We start from the raw sequence: 17212 nt of genomic DNA, 5'->3' as shown, positions 1-17212 counted from the left end.
CCGCAGCGCGCCGCAGGCCCGCCACCGCGTCCGGCCGACCGGAGCGTCAGCCCGCGCCAGGGCGGCCTGAGCCGCGCGCCCTTGGTGGCCATGACTTTGGCCACGCGGGTAGCGCGGAGGGGGTGTGCTAGCGTCCGGGGTTTACGTTGCCCGTACCGGAGAACCCATGACGCCACTGTCGAAGGCCTGCCAGCACCTGGTCGCCGCCGCCGGCTTCGCTGCCGTCGCCACCGTGGGTTTTGCCCACGCCAAGGAGACCGCGATGACCGACCCCTACGCCTGGCTGGAAGACGTCGAAGGCGAACGTGCCCTCACCTGGGTCAAGCAGCAGAACGCCAAGGCCGAGGCCGAGCTGGCGACCTCGCCCGCGTTCAAGCAGCTTGAAGGCGACATCCGCGCCATCCTCGATTCCACTGCCAAGATCCCAGCCGTGGAGAAGATCGGGCCGTACTACTACAACTTCTGGAAGGACGCGCAGCACCAGCGCGGCCTGTGGCGCCGCACCACGCTGGAGGAGTACCGCAAGGCCGAGCCCCAGTGGGAGACCGTGCTCGACCTGGATGCGCTGAACCAGGCCGAGGGCGAGAACTGGGTGTGGCACGGTGCGCAGTGCCTCAAGCCCAAGTACGAACGCTGCCTGATCGCGCTGTCGCGCGGGGGCGCCGACGCCGACGTCACCCGCGAATTCGACCTCACCGCCAAGGCCTGGATCAAGGATGGCTTCTTCCGTCCCGAGGCCAAGGGCGGCCTGAGCTGGATCGACCAGGACAACGTCTACGTCTACACCGACTTCGGTGCAGGTTCGATGACCTCGTCGGGCTACCCGCGCGTGGTCAAGCAGTGGAAGCGCGGCACGCCGCTGTCCGCCGCCAGCGTCGTGTACGAAGGCAAGACCGACGACATGTACATCGCGGGCGTGCATGACGACACCGTCGGCTACGAGCGCGACTTCGTCAGCCGCACCCTGGCGTTCTACAACGACGAGCTGTACCTGCGCGGCAAGGGTGGCCAGCTCACCAAGATCGATGCCCCCAATTCGGCCAACAAGGGCGTGCACAAGGAGTGGCTGCTGCTGGAACTGCGCGAGCCGTACAGCGCCGGCGGCCAGACCTACGCGGCGGGCAGCCTGATCGCCACCAAGTTCGATGACTTCATGGCCGGCCAGCGCGTGTTCACCACGCTGTTCGCGCCGACCGAGCGCACCTCGCTGGCCAGCTACAGCTGGACTCGCGACCACCTCGTGGTCAACGTGCTGGAGGACGTGAAGAACCGCATCAGCGTGCTGACCCCGCCGGCCGCCGACGCCGCGCAGGGCGCCGCATGGGCCAGCGCGCCGATGGTGGGGGCGCCGACCATCGGCACCGTGGCCGTCGGCGCCGTGGATGCCGACGAGAGCAACGCGGTGTGGATGACCGCCACCGACTACCTGACACCGACCTCGCTGTCGCTCGCCGAACTCGGCCAGGCACCTGAAGTGCTGAAGACCAACCCGGTGTTCTTCGACGGCAGCAAGCACGTGGTCGAGCAGCACTTCGCCACCAGCAAGGACGGCACCAAGGTCCCGTACTTCATGGTCAAGCCCAAGGGCCTGAAGCTGGACGGCAAGACCCCGACCCTGCTGTACGGCTACGGCGGCTTCGAGATCGCGCTGACCCCCAGTTACAACGCCGGCGCCGGCAAGGGCTGGCTGGAGAAGGGCGGCGTATACGTGGTTGCCAACATCCGCGGTGGCGGCGAGTACGGCCCGCGCTGGCACCAGGCCGCGCTCAAGGCCAATCGCCACAAGGCCTATGAGGATTTCGCCGCGGTCGCCCAGGACCTGGTCGCGAAGAAGATCACTTCCGCCAGGCACCTGGGCATCCAGGGCGGCAGCAACGGTGGCCTGCTGACCGGCAACATGTTGACCCAGTACCCGAAGCTGTTCGGTGCGGTGGTGGTGCAGGTGCCACTGCTGGACATGAAGCGCTACAGCCACCTGCTGGCCGGCGCGTCGTGGATGGCCGAGTACGGCAACCCCGACACCGCCGACTGGGAGTTCATCCAGACCTTCTCGCCGTACCACCTGTTCGACGCGAAGAAGCAGTACCCGCCGACCCTGTTCACCACCTCCACCCGCGATGACCGTGTGCACCCGGGCCATGCGCGCAAGATGCATGCCTTGATGTCCGACGCAGGCAAGAACGTGCGCTACTACGAGAACATCGAGGGTGGTCACGGTGGCGCGGCCAACAATGCGCAGGCCGCGCACATGAGCGCGCTGGCCTACACCTTCCTCTGGAACCAGCTGAGCGAGTGAGCCGGCGCCGTGAGGCATTGACGTGACACCGCAACGGGCGCCTCCACGGGCGCCCGTTGCTTTTGACTAGGATGGACCCCATTCCATGAAGCCCACTTCCCTGATCCTGGCGGCCACGCTGCTCATGACCACCACCCCCAGCCACGCCGGTACCGCCGGCCGTCCCGACCTGCCCACCGCGCCCGATGCCGCCAAGAAGCCGCACGTGGTCAAGGCCCCGCACGGCGCCCAGCGCAATGACGAGTACTACTGGCTGCGCGACGACAAGCGCAAGCAGCCGGAGATGCTGGCCTATCTCAACGCCGAGAACGCCTACGTCGATGCGGTGATGGCGCCGCTCAAGCCGCTGGAGGATGCGCTGTACGAGGAGATCGTCGGCCGCATCAAGCAGGACGACAGCTCGGTGCCATACCGCGAGCGGGGCTGGTGGTACTACAGCCGCTTCGCCACCGGCCAGGATTACCCGATCCACGCCCGCCGCAAGGATGCCGCCGGCGCCAACGCCGCCACCGTGCTCAAGGCCAGCGAAACCCCCGATGCCGACGAGCAGGTGCTGCTCGACGTCAACGTCATGGCCCAGGGCAAGGACTACTTCAGCGTTGGCGACTTCGAGGTCAGCCAGGACAATCGCCTGCTGGCCTGGGCCGAGGACGCAGTGGGCCGCCGCCAGTACACCATCCGCATCAAGAACCTCGACACCGGCGAGGTGTACCCCGACACCATCAGCGGCGTCTCGCCCAACCTGGTGTGGGCCGACGACAACAAGACCCTGTTCTACGTCGAGAACGACCCGGAAACGCTGCTCACCGTGCGCGTGAAGAAACACGTGCTGGGCACCTCGGCCGCGCAGGACGTGCTGGTGTACGAGGAGAAGGACGACAGCTTCTACATGGGCATCGGCCGCACCCGCGACGACCAGTACATCTGCATCGGGGTGGAAAGCACGGTGTCCAGCGAGTCGCGCTGCGCACCGGCCGCCAACCCGGAGACCTTCACCGTGCTGGCGCCGCGCCAGCGCGACCTGGAGTACCAGGCCGACCACCACGGCGGCCGCTGGGTGATCCGCACCAACGCGCCGGGCGCCGACGGCAAGCCCGCCTCCAACTTCAAGCTGATGACCGCGCCGAGCAACGCGACCTCGCGTGCGCAGTGGCAGGAGTGGGTCGGCCACCGCGACGACGTGTTCATCGAAGGCTTCGAGCTGTTCGACGGCTTCAGCGCGATCAGCGAACGCAGCAACGGCCTGGAGCGCCTGCGCCTGCTCAGGCCCGGCGGCAAGGAGGAATACGTGAGCGTCGACGAGCCGGCCTACAGCATGGGCCTGTCGACCAACTCCGAGCACGACACCGACTGGCTGCGTTACACCTACACCTCGCTGACCACGCCCGCGACCACCTACGAGGTCAACACGAAGACGGGTGAGCGTCGCACGCTCAAGCAGCAGCCGGTGCTGGGCTACGACCCGGCCAAGTACACCACCGAGCGCGTGTGGGCGACGGCGAAGGATGGCACCAAGGTGCCGGTATCGCTGGTGTACCGCAACGGCTTCCGCAAGGACGGCAGCGCACCGCTGCTGCAGTACGCCTACGGCAGCTATGGCAATTCCATCGATCCGGGCTTCAACCTGCCGGTGGTGAGCCTGCTCGACCGCGGCGTGGTCTACGCCATCGCCCATATCCGCGGCGGCCAGGAGATGGGCCGCAAGTGGTATGACGACGGCAAGCTGTTCCACAAGAAGAACACCTTCACCGACTTCATCGACGTCACCGACTTCCTGGTCAAGGAAGGTTATGCGGCCAAGGATCGCGTGGCGGCCTACGGCGGCAGTGCCGGCGGCCTGTTGATGGGCGCGATCAGCAACATGGCGCCCGACCGTTACCGCGTGATCCTGTCGCAGGTGCCGTTCGTGGACGTGGTGACCACCATGCTCGACCCGTCGATCCCGCTGACCACCAACGAGTACGACGAGTGGGGCAACCCTGAGCAGAAGGACTACTACGACTACATGCTGTCGTACTCGCCGTACGACAACCTCACCGCGCAGGCCTATCCGGCGATGTTCGTGGGCACCGGGCTGTGGGACTCGCAGGTGCAGTATTGGGAGCCGGCCAAGTACGTGGCGCGACTGCGCGACCTGAACACCTCGAAGCTGCCGGTGCTGTTCCGCACCAACATGGATGCGGGGCACGGTGGCAAGTCGGGTCGCTTCCGCCGCTACCGCGAGCTGTCGGAGATGTACGCGTTCCTGCTGAGCCAGCTGGCGGTGCCGACGGTGGTGCCGGTGGTGGCCGGCAAGTAACGCTGGCCCGCAGGTGGCGGACGCGAAGCCCGCTACGCCACCTGCCCGGACGCGCAGACGCGATATTTCGCCGTTGCAGCGGTGCTGCGGTTTCTTGCCGCATACTTTGCCCATGAGCGACCAGCCCCCAGACGACGCGCACCTCGGCCGTTTCCGCTGGGCCTGGTTGCTGCTGGCCTACGCCAGCCTCGGGTTGGGGCTGGTCGGGGTCGTGGTGCCCGGACTGCCGACCGTGCCGTTCGTGCTGCTGGCCGCGTTCGCCGCCGCGCGCGGCTCCAAACGCCTGCACGGGTGGCTGCATGCCCATGGCCAGTTCGGGCCGATGATCCGCGACTGGGAGCGCAGCGGCGCGGTCAGTCGCCGCGCCAAGCGGCTGGCGATCTCGATGATGATCGTCTGTGCCCTGATCATGTTCGCCACCGCCCCGGCCTGGTGGATGGCGGCCCTGGGCAGCGCCATCATGGCGGTGGTGGCCACCTGGCTGTGGATGCGGCCTGAACCCTGACGCCGTGCCATTGAGCCGCTTCCGTGGCGCGCTACACTGCGCACATGAAGCTGAAGACCGCCATGTTGTTGATCGCGCTGTCGCTGCCGCTCGCCGGTTGCGGCAACAAGGGCCCGCTGGTGCTGCCGCAGGCGCCCGTGCCGGTGGACGAAACGGCGCCCGTGGAGGCGCCCGTGGACGAGGCCCCGGTCGACCCGGTACCTGAGGACGCGACCACGCCAGACCCGGCCGCGACCGATGCTTCGGCGCCGCCGGCCGCTGCCGATCCGGACCCGGTGCCTGCCACGCAGGACGGCGATGGCTGACATCCGCGCCAACGGCCTGCGCTTCAGCAAGATGCACGGCGCCGGCAATGATTTCGTCGTCATCGACCTGCGCGACGGCACGCCTGCACCGGATGCCGGGTTGTGCCGGCTGCTCGGCGACCGACACCGTGGCGTGGGCTGCGACCAGATCCTCACCGTGGAGCCGCCGCGCGCCGCCGGCTCGGTGGCCAGTTATCGCATCTGGAATTCCGATGCCAGCCCGTCGCAGCAGTGCGGCAACGGCGCGCGCTGCATTGCCGCATGGCTGGTGCGCGACGGCGCTGCGCCCGCGGATGGGCCGTTCAACCTCGACAGCCCGGTCGGTACCCACGCCGTCACCGGCCTCGGCGAAGGCCGCTTTGAAGTGGTGATGGGCGTGCCCGACTTCGTGCCGGCGCACGTGCCGCTGCTGGGCTTCGAGCAGGCGCAGGACACCTATCTGCTGGATCTGGACGGTACACCGGTGTTCTTCGGAGCGGTGTCCATGGGCAACCCGCATGCGGTGCTCGAGGTCTCCGATGCGGCCACCGCTGATGTCTCCATGATCGGCCCTGCACTGCAGGCGCAGCCGGCGTTTCCCGAATCGGCCAACATCGGCTTCGCCCAGGTCGAGGCCTTTGACCGCATCCGCCTGCGCGTGCACGAGCGTGGCGCGGGCGAGACCCTGGCCTGCGGCAGCGGTGCCTGCGCAGCGGCCGCCGTGCTGATGCGCCGCGGCCGCGTGGGGCGTGACGTGGCCGTCGCCTTGCCGGGTGGCGAACTGCACATCCGGTGGCCCGCCGATGATGTTCCGCTGGCGATGGCCGGCCCCACGGCTTTCGTCTTCGAAGGCCAACTGACCGAGAGCGCGACACCATGACCGCAACCGTTGAGCAGCTGGGTGCCCACGAAGTCGCCGCGTGGCTGCGTCGCCACCCGCGGTTCCTGCAGCAGTTTCCCGACCTGGCGATCAGCCTGGTGGTGCCGCGCGACGAGGGCCCGGCGGCGTCGCTGGCCAGCTATCAGCTCGAGGTGCTGCGCGACAAGAACCGCGAGCTCGCGCGCCGCCTGCAGGATCTGTTCGGCAACGCCCAGGAAAACGAACGCCTCAGCGTGCGCACCCACCAGCTGACGCTGGCGTTGATGCGCCAGGGCAACGCCGCCGACACGCTGCGCGCGATGGCGGCCTCGCTGGCCGAGGACTTCAACGGCGACCTGGTGCGCCTGGTGCTGTTCAAGCCGGTGGCCGGGCTGGACGAGGCCGAGTGGTTGCAGGTGATGCCGGCCGATGACGCGCGCCTGCAGTCGTTCCGTGATTGCCTGGACTCGGGCGAGCCGCTGTGCGGACGCCTGCAGCCGGAAAAGCACACCGCGCTGTACGGTCCGCGTGCCGACGAGGTGCAGTCCACCGCGTTGCTGCCGTTGCCGGGCATCGGCCTGGTGGCCGTGGGCAGCCGCGATCCCAACCGCTTCTTCCCCGGCATGGGCACGCTGTTCCTGCGCATGATGGGCGAGTCGCTGACCGCGGCGTTGGCGAGGTATGCGGACTGATCTGCCGGTGATGGCGTGGCTTGGTGCGCAGGCGCGCCGTGCCGGCCGCCGTCGCATGAACGTGCGGGGACACTGACGTGGCTGCCGCTGCCGTCGACGACTTCCTTGCCTACCTGACGGTGGAGCGGCGCATGTCCGCGCACACCATCGACGCCTACCGCCGCGACCTGGATGCGTTGTCGCAGTGGTGCGAAGCGCAGGGCGCTGGCGTATTGGATCTGCATGCCGAGCAGTTGCGCGCCTTCATCGCGACCGAGCATCGCCGCGGGTTGTCGCCCAAGAGCCTGCAACGCCGACTTTCCGCGTGTCGCAGCTTCTATGGCTGGCAGGTGCGTCACGGCCGGCTGGCGGTCAGTCCCGCCGCCGGGATCCGTGCGCCCAAGGCGCCCCGCAAGCTGCCGCAGGTGCTCGATCCGGATGAGGTGAAGGCGCTGGTGGAGGTGCCGACCGATGCGCCGCTGGGCCTGCGCGATCGCGCATTGCTTGAACTGTTCTATTCCTCCGGGGTGCGCCTGAGCGAGCTGTGCGCGTTGCGTTGGCACGACCTCGACCTGGCCGGCGGCCTGGTCACCGTACTGGGCAAGGGCAGCAAGCAGCGCAGCGTGCCGCTGGGCTCGTACGCCCGCAATGCGTTGCACGAATGGCGTGCCTCCACGGGCGCGACCGGCGATGCGCCGGTGTTTCCGGGGCGCGGTGGCGCTCCGATCACCCCGCGCGCGGTGCAGTTGCGCCTGCGTCAGCTGGCGCAGCGCCAGGGCCTGTTCAAGCGCGTGCATCCGCACCTGCTGCGCCACAGTTTCGCGAGCCACATCCTGGAGTCCTCCGGTGACCTGCGCGGCGTGCAGGAACTGCTGGGTCATGCCGACATCGCCACCACGCAGATCTACACCCACCTCGACTACCAGCACCTGGCGAAGGTGTACGACGCGGCGCATCCGCGGGCCAAGCGGAAGGGGTGATGTTGCTGTCTGCTTCACCCTTGGCACGGGGCGGCAGGTCGATGACTCCGATTCAATTCGCTCCGGCCCGCCGCAGCGCGGCGGGCGTTCGTCAGGCCGCGGACCATGGTCCGCAAGCGGGCCCTCCTCACCCCCGATACTCGCTCGGTTGAATCGCGGTCATCGACCTGCCTTGGACGGCTTGATGGTGGTTCGCCAACAGCAACGGGGTAGATGAGTCTCAAGCGCCTGTTGGTCGTTTCTCATCGGTTGCGGAAAGCTATCGGGCGGAAGCGGATTCCCATCGCAACCGAGCGAGTATCGGGGGAGCGAATTGCGATGGGAATCCGCTTCCGCCGCCCGACGGTTCGCTCGGCGCAGGGCGGTCAGTCAAGAACAACAACGACGAAGCCATCCCAACCAACGGCACCCCACCCTTGAGGGGGCACCAACCCACCCCCATCCATGGGTTTCCTCCCCCAGGAAGGTCCCCATGGACCCGAGCCAGAATCCAAACGTCTTCCACGCCACGACCATCGTGTCCGTGCGCCGCGGCGGCCGCGTCGCCGTTGCCGGCGACGGCCAGGTCACCCTCGGCGCCACCGTGATGAAGGGCAACGCACGCAAGGTGCGCCGCCTTGGCCGCGATAGCCAGGTGATCGCCGGTTTCGCCGGCGCCGCCGCCGATGCATTCACCTTGTTTGAGCTGTTCGAGGCCAAGCTGGAGAAGCACGGCCAGCTGACCCGCGCCGCCGTGGAGCTGGCCAAGGATTGGCGCACCGAGCGCCGTCTCGGCAAGCTCGAGGCGCTGCTGGCAGTAGCCGATCGCGAGACCTCGCTGATCATCAGCGGCACCGGTGACGTCATCGAGCCCGAGGACGGCATCATCGCCATCGGCTCCGGCGGCATGTACGCGCTGTCGGCGGCGCGTGCGCTGATGGCGCACACCCAACTCGACGCCCGCACCATCGCCACCGAGGCGATCGGCATCGCCGGCGACGTCTGCATCTACACCAACCGCAACGTCGTGGTGGAGGAACTGTGAGCATGAAGCCCGATACCAGCAGCGCCACCATGACCCCACGCGAGATCGTGCAGGAGCTGGATCGCCACATCGTTGGCCAGCAGCAGGCCAAGCGCGCGGTGGCCATCGCGCTGCGCAACCGCTGGCGCCGCATGCAACTGGCACCTGACCTGCGCAACGAGGTGATGCCGAAGAACATCCTGATGATCGGTCCCACCGGCGTGGGCAAGACCGAGATCGCGCGGCGCCTGGCCACGCTGGCCAACGCGCCGTTCGTGAAGGTCGAGGCCACGCGCTTCACCGAGGTCGGTTACGTGGGCAAGGACGTGGAGCAGATCGTGCGCGACCTGGCCGACACCGCGGTGAAGCTGTACCGCGAACAGGCCAAGGTGCAGGTGCGCACGCAGGCCGAGGAACGCGCCGAAGACCGCATCCTCGATGCACTGCTGCCCCGTCGCGTGACCGGCATCGGTTTCGATCCGCAGGTCGCGCAGGCCGAGCCGTCGGCGCAGGAGTCGGAGACGCGCATCAAGCTGCGCAAGCAGTTGCGCAGCGGAGCGCTCGATGAGAGGGAGATCGAGATCGATGCCGCGGTCAACATCGGCGTGGATATCATGGCGCCGCCGGGCATGGAGGAAATGGGCCAGCAGCTGCGGCAGATGTTCTCGCAGGTGGCCGGCAACAAGACCAACAAGAAGAAGCTGACGATCAAGGCCGCACGCACCCTGCTGGTCGAGGACGAGGCAGCCAAGCTGGTCAACGAGGACGACATCCGCGCTGCTGCTATCGAGGCGTGCGAGCAGCACGGCATCGTGTTCATCGACGAGATCGACAAGGTCGCCAAGCGCAGCCAGACCGGTGCGGTGGGCGGTGATGTCAGCCGTGAGGGCGTGCAACGCGACCTGCTGCCGCTGGTCGAGGGCTCCACCGTCAGCACCAAGTACGGGCCGGTGAAGACGGACCACATCCTGTTCATCGCATCGGGTGCGTTCCACCTGGCCAAGCCCAGCGACCTGATCCCCGAGCTGCAGGGTCGTTTCCCGATCCGGGTGGAGCTGGGTGCGCTGAGCAAGGATGACTTCGTGCGCATCCTCACCGAGCCCAAGGCCGCGCTGACCACGCAGTACGTCGAACTGATGCGCACCGAGGGCGTGGAGTTGTCGTTCAGCAACGATGCCGTCGAACGCCTGGCCGAGATCGCGGCACAGGTGAACGAGCGCCAGGAAAACATCGGCGCGCGACGCCTGCACACGGTGCTGGAGCGCCTGCTCGACACGCTGAGCTACGAGGCGCCGGACCGCGACGGGCAGCGCGTGACCATCGACCGCACCTACGTCGATGCGCACCTGGGCGAGCTGGTGCAGGATCCGGACCTGAGCCGCTACATCCTCTGACCGGCCACGGCCGGCGCTTTACGTGGGTTTAACGCGCACCGGTCTACGGTCACCGGTGCGCGCCGACAGGGGGAGATGCGCGCACTGCGCGTTCGTCCGTTCCACTCTTTCGGGGACCACACATGAAGCAGCAGAAGCTCGCCGCGGCCCTTGCCGCCGCCCTCGCATTCACCTTGTCCGCCACGGCGCTCGCCGCCCAGCCGGATCCCAACCGCGTCTGGGTGAAGTACAAACCCGGTGCAGGGGCCGGCGCGGAGGCGGCGCTCAAGGCCGCCGGCGCCCGCACCCACTACCGCTTTGACCGCCTGCGCGCGTTCGCGGCCACCGTGCCGCCGCAAGCGCTGCAGGGCCTGCGCAACAACCCCAACATCGAGTACATCGAGGCCGATGCGCCGCGCTATCCGTCCGCGCAGACCACGCCGTGGGGCATCACCCGCGTGCAGGCGCCTGAAACCGCGGCCACCGGCGCCGACGGCACCGGCATCAAGGTGTGCGTGATCGACTCGGGCATCAATGCCAACCACGAGGAGTTCGCCGGCATCAGCATGACCGGCTACCCCAGCGGCTGGAACAACGACAGCTGCGGCCACGGCACGCACGTCGCCGGCACCATTGCCGCCGCCAACAACAGCGTCGGCGTGGTCGGCGTCAGCCCGGCCAAGGTCAGCCTGCACATCGTCAAGGTGTTCGATGGCGCGGCCTGCGGCTGGAGCTACAGCTCCACGCTGGTGGATGCCGCCAACCGTTGCCAGGCCGCGGGCGCGAAGATCATCAGCATGAGCCTGGGCGGCAGCGGTTCCAGCGCCACCGAGAACACCGCCTTCGCCAGCCTCAACAGCGCCGGCATCCTCAGCATCGCGGCCGCGGGCAACGCGGGCAATTCCACGTTCAGCTATCCGGCCTCGTACGCCAGCGTGATGTCGGTGGCGGCCACCGACAGCGCCAACGCCAAGGCGTCCTTCTCGCAGTACAACAGCGCGGTCGACATCGCGGCGCCGGGCGTGGGCGTGCTCAGCACGTACCCGTTCAAGAGTGCCGACGTCACCGTTGGGGGCAACAGTTATCTGGTATCGGCCATCGACGGCACCGTGCAATCCACCGCTTCCGGCGCGCTGGTCAACGGCGGCTTGTGCGACAGCGTCGGCAGCTGGGCCGGCAAGGTCGTGCTGTGCGAGCGCGGCGTGATCAGCTTTGCGCAGAAGGTGGCCAACGTGACCAGCGGCGGCGGCGCGGCGGCGGTGGTCTACAACAACGTCTCCGGTGGCTTCTCCGGCACGCTCAACGGCAGTTCCACCATTCCCGCGGTGAGCATGAGCCAGGAGGACGGGCAGACGCTGGTCGCCAGCGCGCTGGGCCAGAACGCCAGCGTCAGCACCGTGCCGGTCAGCAACACCAGCGGCTACGCCTACCTCGACGGTACGTCGATGGCCACGCCACACGTGTCCGGCGTGGCGGCGCTGGTGTGGAGCGCCAAACCGACAGCCACCAATGCCGACGTGCGCTCAGCGATGGAGTCCACGGCCCTCGACCTGGGCGCGGCGGGTCGCGACAACAACTTCGGCTACGGCCTGGTGCAGGCATTCGATGCGACCGAGGCGTTGCTCGGCGGGGGTGGCGGTGGCGGTACGCCGCCGGCCGGCCTGACGGCGAGCAAGGGGGCGGTGGTCAAGAACAAGTCGACCATCACCCTGAACTGGACCGGTGGCGCCAGCACCGTGGACGTGCGCCGCAACGGAAGCGTGGTGGCGGGTGGCATTGCCAACACCGGCACGTACGCCCAGTCGGTGCGCGCGCGCGGCTCGTACACCTACCAGGTGTGCAACGCCGGCACCAGCGAGTGCAGCGGGTCGGTCACCGTCAGCTTCTGACCTGCCGCGTGGCGGCACGCCGGGGACCCGCGTTGCGGGCCTTCGGCTTTTCGGGGGCGGTCTTTTGCGGCGGCGCCACGCTGCGGGGTCAGGGCCTCCGTTCTGGCGCGGCCAGCCTCAGTCCGCGCGCACCCGCCACGCCTCCGCCAGCGAAATCGCACCGGTGCGCGCGAGTGTCACCGCGGCCTGGGTCAGCGGCACCATGCCTTCCTCAATGGCGGTGCGGTGGATCTCGTCCGCCTGCGCGCCGGGCACCACCAGCGCCTGCAACCGCGGCGTCATCACCATCAACTCGTACACCGCGCGGCGCTTGTGCACGCCCAGGCCGTCGCATTGCGGACAGCCGCGGCCGGTGTGGAACACCTCGTCCATGCCCACGCCCAGCGCCTCGCGGACATGCGGATGGACCGTTTCGACTTCGCGGCAGTGCACGCAGGTCAATCGCACCAGCCGCTGCGACATCACCGCCAGCAGCGAGGCGCGCAGCAGGTAGGCCTCCACGCCCAGGTCCAGCAGCCGGGTGACGGTGGTGGCGGCGGTGTTGGTGTGCAGCGTGCTCAGCATCAGATGGCCGGTGAGCGCGCTTTCGACCGCGATGTCGGCGGTTTCCTGGTCGCGGATCTCGCCGACCATGATCACGTCGGGGTCGTGCCGCAGGAAGTTGCGCATCGCCGAGGCGAAAGTGAAGCCGGCGGCGCGGTTCACCTGCATCTGCTGCACGTCCTCGACGTGGAACTCCACCGGGTCCTCGATGGTGAGGATGTTGATGCGTTGCCGGCGCAGTTCCAGCAGCATCGCGTACAGCGTGGTCGACTTGCCGCAGCCGGTCGGACCGGTGGTGAGGAACATGCCGTGGCTGCGCGACATCACGTCGTCCAGGCGCTCGCGGTCGTGCGCGGTCAGGCCCAGCTGGTCCAGGCTCCACAGGCCTTCGTTGGCGTCGAGCAGGCGCACGACCACGCTTTCGCCATGCACCGCCGGCAGCACCGAGATGCGCATGTCGATCTTGCGGCCGTCGTCCATCACGTGGCTGGTGCGGCCGTCCTGCGGGCGGCGGTGCTCGGCCAGGTTCATCGCGCCGAGCACCTTGATGCGGCTGACCACCGCGGGGTGCAGCGCGCGCATCAGCCGCCGCACCGGCACCATCTCGTCGTCGATGCGGTACAGCACGTCGGTGCCGTGGGCACCGGGCCGCAGGTGGATGTCCGACGCCCGGCGCAGCACCGCCTCGCTGATCAGCACCTTCACCATGCGCACCACCGGTGCCTCGCGGGCCAGGCGCTGCGCTTCCTGCTCGCTCTCGATGGCCGTGGCGGTGGGGTCCAGGCCCAGCTGCTGGACCACGTCGCGGTCTTCAACCTGGTCGTACAACCGGGCGATGGCCTCGCGGATGTCGCGCGGACTGGCGACCAGGGCGATGATCCGTTCGGGGCTGAGGAAGTCGAGGGTGGCCTGGGCGTTGGCGGCACCCGGGTCCTCCATCGCCACCGCCACCATGCCGTTGTGGGTGCGCAGCGGCACCGCGCGCAACTGCCGGGCAATGGCGGGGCTGATCTGGGCCAGTGCGTCCTGCGCCGGCTCCAGGCCGGCCAACCGTACCAGCGGCACCCCGAACCGGCAGGCCTCGCGGTAACTGGCTTCGGAGGCGTCGTCCCCCAGCGCCAGCCAACCTTCCAGCGGGGTGCCGGACGAGCCGCGCAGGCGGGCAAAGGCGGAGCGGGGATAGGTAGCCAGATATTGGTCCAATGCAGCGGCGCTATCGATCAGCAGCGGTCCATCGCCAGGTGCGGTGTCGTCGGCCATGGGCGGCACTCGGGTGGGCTTTTCCCAGTGTGCTGCAACGCGTGCGGGTTGTCTTGATGCGTGTCAAACCCCCGGTCGGGCGCGCGGATGCGGGCCGCCGGCCCGAGGGTGCGATAATCGCCCCATGAGCGACGCCCAGACCCCGCCCCAGACCCCGCCCGGCCCAAGCGCCGAAACCACCCATTTCGGTTTCCGCGACGTGCCCGTGGCCCAGAAGCAGAAGCTGGTGGCCGAGGTGTTCTCCTCGGTCGCGGGCAAGTACGACCTGATGAACGACCTGATGTCGATGGGCATCCATCGCATCTGGAAGCGCTACTTCGTCGGCACCGCGCAGGTCCGCCGCGGCGACCGCGTGCTGGATCTCGCCGGCGGCACCGGCGACATCGCCCTGCTGCTGCGCGACCGCGTGGGTGACACCGGCAGCATCGTGCTGGGCGACATCAACGGCGCGATGCTGCGCGTGGGCCGCGACCGCATGACCGACAAGGGCAAGGTCGGCGGTTTCGAGTACGTGCAGATGAATGCCGAGAAGCTGCCGTTTCCGGAGGCCAGCTTCGACCTGGTCACCATCGCCTTCGGCCTGCGCAACGTCACTGACAAGGACGCCGCGCTGCGCGAGATGTTCCGAGTGCTCAAGCCCGGCGGGCAGGCGCGCGTGCTGGAGTTCTCCGAGGTCAAGGCCGACTGGTTCAAGCCGATCTACGACTTCCACTCGTTCAACGTGCTGCCCAAGCTGGGCAGCCTGTTCGCCGGCGACGCCGACAGCTACCAGTACCTGGCCGAGAGCATCCGCAAGCACCCGCCACAGGACGAGCTGAAGGCGATGATGCAGGCCGCGGGTTTCGCCCGCTGCGATTACAAGAACCTCAACGCCGGCATCGTCGCGATCCACACCGGGTACAAGGCCTGACCGGCGGGCGGGCACCGGCCGTGCCCACCCTTGCACGCGACTTCAGAACTGCGGCTGCCAGGCGTAGCTCAGCTTGAGGAACACGCTGCGGCTGCTGTCGAACGGCGCATCGCGCGGTTCGCCTTCGCGGTCGATGTCGAAGGCACCGTGCGAATAGCCGGCATACAGCGCCGTGCGCGGGTTGACCTTGTACGAATACATCAGCTGCGCGGTGATGTCATGCACGCGCGACTTCACCGGGACCACGCAGTTGGTGGCATCGGGCGCGACGGTGATCGGGCAGTCGGCCAGAGGGAAGGTGTACAAGGCCTGGTTGCGCTTCACGTCGCCGGCCTGCACCGACAGCCGCAGGCGTTGCTGCGGGTCGAGCTGCCAGCTCAGGCGCCCGTCCAGCACGCGCGCGTCGAACGCAGTGCCGCCGTCGCGCCGCAGGCGTTGGCGTGAGTGGTTGAGCTTCAGGTTGAGGCTGCGCCCGATGTCGAGCTCCACGTACGGCTCCCAGATCACGCCTTGGCCCATGCGCGAGGCGGTCAGGTCGAGCATGTCGCCGCTGCGCTGCCACGAACCGAAGGTGAAGCCCGGCCATGGGGTCGCGCCGATGAAGCCGCTGGCGAAGGTTTCGTCGAACATCCGCCCGTTCCAGTACCGCACGCGGGTCAGGCCGCCGACGTTGGCCTGGGTCTGCCGGGCGGCGCTGATGCGCAGGTAGCCTTCCAGTTCGCGTTCCAGCAGCAGGCCATCGGAGCGGTGGGTGATGTCCCAGTCGCCGGTCAGGCTGATGCGGCTGATGGCTGCGCCTTCTTGGCCGAACCAGTGACGGCCGCCGCCGATCACCGACTTGTCGTAGCCCACCTGGCTGATGAAGCCCAGATCGGCGCGGAAGCCCGGGTCGATGCGCTGGTGAATGAGGTCGGCATACCAGGCCCGCTGGCTGTAGTTGTACGCCGCCGACAACGCGTTGCCGCGCGGCGCGGTGTCCGCCACGCCCAGCGCCTGCGGGTACTCCGAGTCGCTGCGCAACCACTGGCTGCGCAGCGTGTGCCGGCCCTGCTGCCAGCGCGCGTCGAACCCGCCCAGGGCATTGCGGTAGTCCGTGCCCTGGCGGACCGTGGCGATCGCGCCGAGCGTGGTGCTGGCGTTGAGGTCGTAGCGGTAGCGGCCGACGAATGCGTCCGCCGGCTGGTCGAGGAAGCCGAAGCCCGAGCCCAGGGCACCCGGCTCCAGCACCTGGGTGGTGGCGTCGCGGGCCACGATCACGCCGTAGGCCTGCTGGCCGTTGCGCCCGGTCACGCGTACTCCGGCGTCCGGGTCGGCGATCTGCCGGGTGTACAGCACCTGCAACGGGGTGTTGAAGTAGTCCGCGCCTTCCAGGAAGAACGGCCGCTTCTCCGGGAAGAACAGCGCGAAGCTGGTGTTGAGGTCGAGCTGCGCCTGGTCGGATTCGACCTGTGAGAAGTCCGGGTTGAGCGTGCCGTTCAGGGTGATGTTCGGCGTCGGGGTCCACGCCACGTCCAACCCGGGCTCAAGCTCGGTGCCGTTGCCCTGGCCAGGATGGCGCCACGGCGCGCCACGCGCATCGCGCTCCTCGGCGTGCACCACGGTCAGGGTTGGGGTGATCTCCAGGTTGCGGCCTTGCTTGACACCGGTGAAGCCTTCGATCTTGTCGAAGGAGCAGGTCAGGCAACGCGCACCGCGTTCGACCCGGTTGTTGAAGTACTGGTAGCGGAAATCGCGCGGGCGGATGCGGAGGAACGATGCTCCCCAGCGCCGCGCCTGGTCGGTGTCGCGAAAGCGCAGCGTCGCGAACGGAATCCGCATCTCGACGTCATACCCATGCTCGGTGATGCGTGCGGCGCTGCTCCACAGCCCGTCCCAGGAATCGTCCTCGTTGCCGGTGGCCTCTTCCTTGATCAGATCGGCTTGCACGCCCAGCGGATTGACGAAGAACTCGTAGGCCCGGCGCTGGTCGTCGAAGGTGTCGAGCATCACGCCGACGAAGTCGTCGCCGTACAGCGCATCGCGGTCGCGCAGGTACGCCCGCAGCTTGGCCGGGTCCGGATCCTCGGCCCGGAACGCCAGCAGCACCGCGTCGTCGGTGTAGGCAATGCGCGCAACGGTCTTGACCTGGGCGGGCAGGTTGTCGCCGGGTGATACCTCATAGCCGACATCGACGGTGGCGGCCTGTGCCCATACCGCCTCGTCCAGGTGGCCGTCGACCGTGATGTCCCCGTCCACCCGCGGCACCTGCAGCGGCGCGGCCGCGGCCGCGTGCAGGGCCATGGCCAGCACCAGCCCGGCTGCCAGCGGCAGGCGGCGAAGGGCGGGAGCGGCGGGGTGTGG

The 17212-nt window shown here is 68.4% G+C and carries 13 protein-coding genes; 11 read left to right on the top strand and 2 right to left on the bottom strand.

Translation table 11 applies throughout. From position 1 onward, the window contains the following. Positions 1-166: 166 nt before the first annotated feature. From N800_RS14060 to N800_RS14015, 10 genes are all read left to right on the top strand, one after another. The gene (locus tag N800_RS14060; protein WP_036139988.1) at positions 167-2296 is read left to right on the top strand and encodes a prolyl oligopeptidase family serine peptidase; all 2130 of its coding nucleotides are present in this window, start codon (positions 167-169) and stop codon (positions 2294-2296) included. A gap of 85 nt (positions 2297-2381) precedes the next feature. Further along, positions 2382-4595 carry a S9 family peptidase gene (locus tag N800_RS14055; protein ID WP_036139987.1) on the top strand — a complete coding sequence of 738 codons (2214 nt, stop codon included), beginning with the start codon at positions 2382-2384 and terminating at the stop codon, positions 4593-4595. Between the two features lie 112 nt (positions 4596-4707). Then, positions 4708-5100, top strand: coding sequence for a YbaN family protein (locus N800_RS14050; protein WP_052108281.1), 393 nt, complete (start codon positions 4708-4710; stop codon positions 5098-5100). A gap of 23 nt (positions 5101-5123) precedes the next feature. Next, the gene (lptM, locus tag N800_RS14045) at positions 5124-5405 is read left to right on the top strand and encodes an LPS translocon maturation chaperone LptM (protein WP_425476522.1); all 282 of its coding nucleotides are present in this window, start codon (positions 5124-5126) and stop codon (positions 5403-5405) included. Continuing rightward, on the top strand, positions 5398-6264 hold the full coding sequence (gene dapF / locus N800_RS14040; protein WP_036139984.1) for a diaminopimelate epimerase: 867 nt from the start codon (positions 5398-5400) through the stop codon (positions 6262-6264). The genes lptM and dapF overlap by 8 nt, the downstream gene beginning before the upstream one ends. After that, on the top strand, positions 6261-6935 hold the full coding sequence (locus N800_RS14035; protein WP_036139983.1) for a DUF484 family protein: 675 nt from the start codon (positions 6261-6263) through the stop codon (positions 6933-6935). Before dapF ends, N800_RS14035 begins: the two co-directional genes overlap by 4 nt. A gap of 77 nt (positions 6936-7012) precedes the next feature. After that, on the top strand, positions 7013-7894 hold the full coding sequence (gene xerC, locus N800_RS14030) for a tyrosine recombinase XerC (protein WP_036139980.1): 882 nt from the start codon (positions 7013-7015) through the stop codon (positions 7892-7894). A 472-nt stretch (positions 7895-8366) separates the two neighbouring features. Further along, positions 8367-8918, top strand: a complete 552-nt coding sequence (hslV, locus tag N800_RS14025) for an ATP-dependent protease subunit HslV (protein ID WP_036139978.1) — start codon at positions 8367-8369, stop codon at positions 8916-8918. A 2-nt stretch (positions 8919-8920) separates the two neighbouring features. After that, complete coding sequence (gene hslU, locus N800_RS14020; RefSeq protein WP_036139975.1) at positions 8921-10291, top strand: ATP-dependent protease ATPase subunit HslU; 1371 nt, start codon at positions 8921-8923, stop codon at positions 10289-10291. 122 nt (positions 10292-10413) lie between these two features. Then, positions 10414-12159, top strand: a complete 1746-nt coding sequence (locus tag N800_RS14015) for a S8 family serine peptidase (RefSeq protein ID WP_036139973.1) — start codon at positions 10414-10416, stop codon at positions 12157-12159. Positions 12160-12276: 117 nt separating this feature from the next. Here N800_RS14015 and N800_RS14010 read toward each other — a convergent pair whose 3' ends face one another. Further along, positions 12277-13962, bottom strand: a complete 1686-nt coding sequence (locus tag N800_RS14010; RefSeq protein WP_052108280.1) for a GspE/PulE family protein — start codon at positions 13960-13962, stop codon at positions 12277-12279. A 124-nt stretch (positions 13963-14086) separates the two neighbouring features. Here N800_RS14010 and ubiE point away from each other — a divergent pair, with 124 nt between their 5' ends. Beyond that, positions 14087-14872, top strand: a complete 786-nt coding sequence (ubiE, locus tag N800_RS14005) for a bifunctional demethylmenaquinone methyltransferase/2-methoxy-6-polyprenyl-1,4-benzoquinol methylase UbiE (protein WP_036139971.1) — start codon at positions 14087-14089, stop codon at positions 14870-14872. Positions 14873-14914: 42 nt separating this feature from the next. Here the strand turns inward: ubiE and N800_RS14000 are convergent. Beyond that, on the bottom strand, positions 14915-17212 hold a 2298-nt coding region (locus N800_RS14000), incomplete at its 5' end, for a carbohydrate binding family 9 domain-containing protein (protein WP_036139969.1).

The sequence above is a fragment of the Lysobacter daejeonensis GH1-9 genome (assembly GCF_000768355.1).
GTDB lineage: Bacteria > Pseudomonadota > Gammaproteobacteria > Xanthomonadales > Xanthomonadaceae > Aerolutibacter > Aerolutibacter daejeonensis.
Note: the sequence above shows the minus strand (reverse complement) of the source record. Positions and strands in the feature narration are given on the sequence as shown.

What these genes read in the sequence shown, in the direction of transcription:
- N800_RS14060 (WP_036139988.1), top strand. Translation starts at nt 167, where the DNA reads ATGACGCCACTGTCGAAGGCCTGCCAGCACCTGGTCGCCGCCGCCGGC.
- N800_RS14055 (WP_036139987.1), top strand. Translation starts at nt 2,382, where the DNA reads ATGAAGCCCACTTCCCTGATCCTGGCGGCCACGCTGCTCATGACCACC.
- N800_RS14050 (WP_052108281.1), top strand. Translation starts at nt 4,708, where the DNA reads ATGAGCGACCAGCCCCCAGACGACGCGCACCTCGGCCGTTTCCGCTGG.
- dapF (WP_036139984.1), top strand. Translation starts at nt 5,398, where the DNA reads ATGGCTGACATCCGCGCCAACGGCCTGCGCTTCAGCAAGATGCACGGC.
- N800_RS14035 (WP_036139983.1), top strand. Translation starts at nt 6,261, where the DNA reads ATGACCGCAACCGTTGAGCAGCTGGGTGCCCACGAAGTCGCCGCGTGG.
- hslV (WP_036139978.1), top strand. Translation starts at nt 8,367, where the DNA reads ATGGACCCGAGCCAGAATCCAAACGTCTTCCACGCCACGACCATCGTG.
- hslU (WP_036139975.1), top strand. Translation starts at nt 8,921, where the DNA reads ATGAAGCCCGATACCAGCAGCGCCACCATGACCCCACGCGAGATCGTG.
- N800_RS14015 (WP_036139973.1), top strand. Translation starts at nt 10,414, where the DNA reads ATGAAGCAGCAGAAGCTCGCCGCGGCCCTTGCCGCCGCCCTCGCATTC.
- N800_RS14010 (WP_052108280.1), bottom strand. Translation starts at nt 13,962, where the DNA reads ATGGCCGACGACACCGCACCTGGCGATGGACCGCTGCTGATCGATAGC.
- ubiE (WP_036139971.1), top strand. Translation starts at nt 14,087, where the DNA reads ATGAGCGACGCCCAGACCCCGCCCCAGACCCCGCCCGGCCCAAGCGCC.